Origin of the sequence: Mesorhizobium sp. M0621, from assembly GCF_040320745.1 — a bacterium.
Taxonomy (GTDB): Bacteria; Pseudomonadota; Alphaproteobacteria; order Rhizobiales; family Rhizobiaceae; genus Mesorhizobium.
On the sequence record NZ_JAMYQF010000112.1, the window covers coordinates 1 to 3,303 of the forward strand.

Below are 3,303 nucleotides of genomic sequence, written 5' to 3' on the forward strand. Positions count from 1 at the left end.
CGCCTCTTGGGGGGGGGTTGGGGGCGGCGGGCCCCCCCGCCCTGGTGTGGGCCACCCCCACTCACACCCCCCGGGGGGGGCGGCGGCGCGGCCACCTCTCCCCCGCCTCTGGCGGGGGCGAGGAACCCAAGTCCCCAGAAGCCCCGCCTTCACCGGTCAATCCGCGTCGACAGGATGATCGATGACGAGGTCCGCTCGACCCCATCCATGGCGCCGATCTGGTCGAGCAGCAGATCGAGGTCGCGGATCGACGGCGCGTCGACGATGACGATCATGTCGAAATTGCCGCTGACCGAATGCAGCGTCCTGACCGGCGCCAGGTCGCGCAGGCCGCGCACCACCTTGTCGGCGAGTTTGGGTGTCACGGTGAGCAGCACATGCGCCCGCACCAGCCCCTGCTCATAGTCCGGCGCCAGCCGGACGCCATAGCCTATGATGATGCCGCGCTGCTCCAGCCGTTCGAGCCGGCTCTGCACGGTCGTGCGTGACACGCCAAGCTTCCGCGCGAGCTCGGCGGTCGAGGCGCGCGCGTTCTCGCGCAGTAGCGAAAGCAGGGCCTGTTCGGCGTCACTGAGCATTTCAACGATTCCCGTCGGCAGATTGCGTAATCAGAGTTTCGTTCCGAACAATTCCACACTTCCTTTCGACGGGCAAGCTGCGATCCTCATGCATGTCGCCCAAAGAGCGTTCAACGGCTTTGGGACAACGACATGCATTAAACAAAAGATGTTAGGGATCGGTCATGAAGAAAATTGTTGTTGTCGGCGCCGGCAAGATCGGCTCGACCGTTGCCGAGATGCTCGCCGCCGCGGGTGACTATCAGGTCACCCTCATCGACCGCTCGGCGGCGCAGCTCACTGCTGCCGAACTGCCGGCCACGGTTGCGACGCTGGAGCTCGATATCGAAGCATCTGGCACGCTGGAAGCCGCGCTCGCCGGCAAGTTCGCCGTACTGAGTGCTGCCCCCTTCCATTTGACCACGCGCATCGCCGAGGCGGCGGCGACCGCTGGCGTGCACTATCTCGACCTTACAGAGGACGTCGTCTCGACCCGCCGGGTCAAGGAATTGGCACGCTCGGGCAAGAGCGCCTTCATCCCGCAATGCGGCCTGGCGCCGGGCTTCATCTCGATCGTCGCCAACGACCTCGCCAGCCGCTTCGACACGCTGGAAAGCGTGCGCATGCGTGTCGGTGCCCTGCCGCAATACCCGTCCAATGCGTTGAACTATAACCTGACCTGGAGCACCGACGGCGTCATCAATGAATATTGCGAGCCCTGCGAGGCAATCGTCGAGGGCGAGCTGGTCGAAGTGCCGCCGCTGGAGGAGCGCGAGGAATTCTCGCTCGACGGCGTCACCTACGAGGCGTTCAACACCTCCGGCGGCCTCGGCACCCTGGCCGAGACGCTGAAGGGCAAGGTGCGCACGCTCAACTACCGCACCATCCGCTACCCCGGCCATGCCGCGATCATGAAGGCGCTGCTCAACGACCTTGGCCTGCGCCACCGCCGCGACGTGCTGAAGGACATTTTCGAAAGCGCCCTGCCCGCGACGCTGCAGGACGTGGTCATCGTCTTCGTCACCGTCTCGGGTCGCAAGAATGGCCGCCTGCTGCAGGAGACCTACGCCAACAAGATCTACTCGAAACGTGTCGGCGATCAGGTGCGCAGCGCCATCCAGATCACCACCGCCTCCGGCATCTGCGCCGTGCTCGACATGCTGGCCGACGGCAGCCTGCCGGCGACCGGTTTCATCAAGCAGGAAGACATCGCGCTCGACGCCTTCCTCGCCAACCGCTTCGGCCGCGCCTATGCCCAGCACGAGATGGTGAGCCGGCTGGCAAGCTGAGCGCCTAATCTCCCCCCTTGAGGGGGAGATGTCGCCGAAGGCGACAGAGGGGGTCGCCGGGGCGTAGAGCGCTAACCTCCATCTGTCGTAAAGGGGTCGCGTCCGGTCGAACCGACCCCCTCTGGCCTGCCGGCCATCTCCCCCTCAAGGGGGGAGATTAGGCGCTACTTCCGCAAGACCATCGGTCGCCCCAGCAGAAACCGGACCAAATTGCCGGCGTTGCGCGAGGCCTTGGCCGAGGTCTGCGACATCTGCTTTTGCGCCGGCTCCTTTCGAAGCGGCGCGCGCGCTGTCTCGGCACCCGGCCGGCCTACCGTGAAAGCCGGTTCCGCGACCGGCTTGCCGCGTAAGACATTGGCGGCGTTGTTGTCATGGACGACGATGCACCATTGAGCTTCCTTCACGACCGCTCCGACGGTGTTGAAACGCATCGCCATCTTTGTGTGCTCGTCGCAATAGACTCCGTTCATGACCGGCGATCGCTTCTCGACCAGCGTGCCGAAGGCCGAGGTCGGATATTCATGCTGCGTGTAGCGGTTGGTTGCCGCATCGAAATTCTGGCCATGGGGAAAGGCGATATAGAGCGGTTGCTGGTTCACCTGGCCCTTGGCGATTTCCCGGCGCGCAAAAAAGTCGACACGCTGCATGAAGGTCGGCGCCAGCGCGTCATCGCTGTCGAGCCGCGTCAGCGAAACGAACTCGGCATCCGTATCGCTTTGGACAAACGCATTGAAGGCAACATTGTGGTTCTGGCCGGCCTCGACGAGGACCGGCCTGACGTCGATCCCGATCGCGCAATCGCAAACGGTCCGAATGTAATTCTCGTGTGTCTCGGAATCGAACCCGACCAGGACCGTAAAGTCCTTCAGTGATTGCCCTTCGAGGGAAGCCGCGCAATAGGTGTCGAACAACGCCAATCGCTCGACCAGCCACACAGGGTCGAGATTGGCTCGCCCTTCTCCATCCCATTGGCTCGGCATGAAGCCGGTGGCGGTGTTGTAGCGAATCGCCACGTATTTCTTCAGGTCGGCGCTCATGGGGCGACATTAGAGCATGGGCCCGAAAGGTGGAATCTCGGAAAACATGGTGCGCGGCACCTTTCTCACCAATCGCTTGCGTCACACCTATGCACAGCACGAGGAAGGAAGAGTGCTGACTCGAATAGGCTCGCGCCCTTCCTCTCCCCCGTCGATCGGGGGAGAGGTGTCGAGCGAAGCTCGACGGAGTGGGGGTCGACCGGCTTAGGTGTTGTGATTTCGGGTCGGGGGCTGCGTTTGGTTAGCCCCCCGCTCAATATTTTGGACTCAGCCCGATCGTGTTCAGTTGTCAGCGGCAGCACATTGGGACCGCCTTCCCCCACTCCGTGGCGCGGCAGAGCCGGAGGCGCGGGGGGGCGCCGTCGGAGAAGCATAGAAACACCCACCACAACAACCACGCCGCCCTAGACCTGGTCAGCA

The 3,303-nt window shown here is 63.6% G+C and carries 3 protein-coding genes; 1 reads left to right on the plus strand and 2 read right to left on the minus strand.

Annotation, left to right across the window (positions count from 1 at the left end; all coding sequences use genetic code 11):
• Window positions 1–149: 149 nt before the first annotated feature.
• Entirely contained in the window at window positions 150–578 is a 429-nt protein-coding gene (locus NKI38_RS33195; protein WP_352632079.1) for an Lrp/AsnC family transcriptional regulator, read from the minus strand.
• A 164-nt stretch (window positions 579–742) separates the two neighbouring features.
• Between NKI38_RS33195 and NKI38_RS33200 the strand changes: the two genes are divergently transcribed.
• A complete protein-coding gene (locus tag NKI38_RS33200) occupies window positions 743–1,846 on the plus strand; it encodes a saccharopine dehydrogenase family protein (RefSeq protein WP_352665074.1) in 1,104 nt (367 codons plus the stop codon).
• Window positions 1,847–2,010: 164 nt separating this feature from the next.
• Here NKI38_RS33200 and NKI38_RS33205 read toward each other — a convergent pair whose 3' ends face one another.
• Window positions 2,011–2,883, minus strand: coding sequence for a glycosyltransferase (locus NKI38_RS33205; RefSeq protein WP_352665076.1), 873 nt, complete (start codon window positions 2,881–2,883; stop codon window positions 2,011–2,013).
• Between the last annotated feature and the right edge of the window lie 420 nt (window positions 2,884–3,303).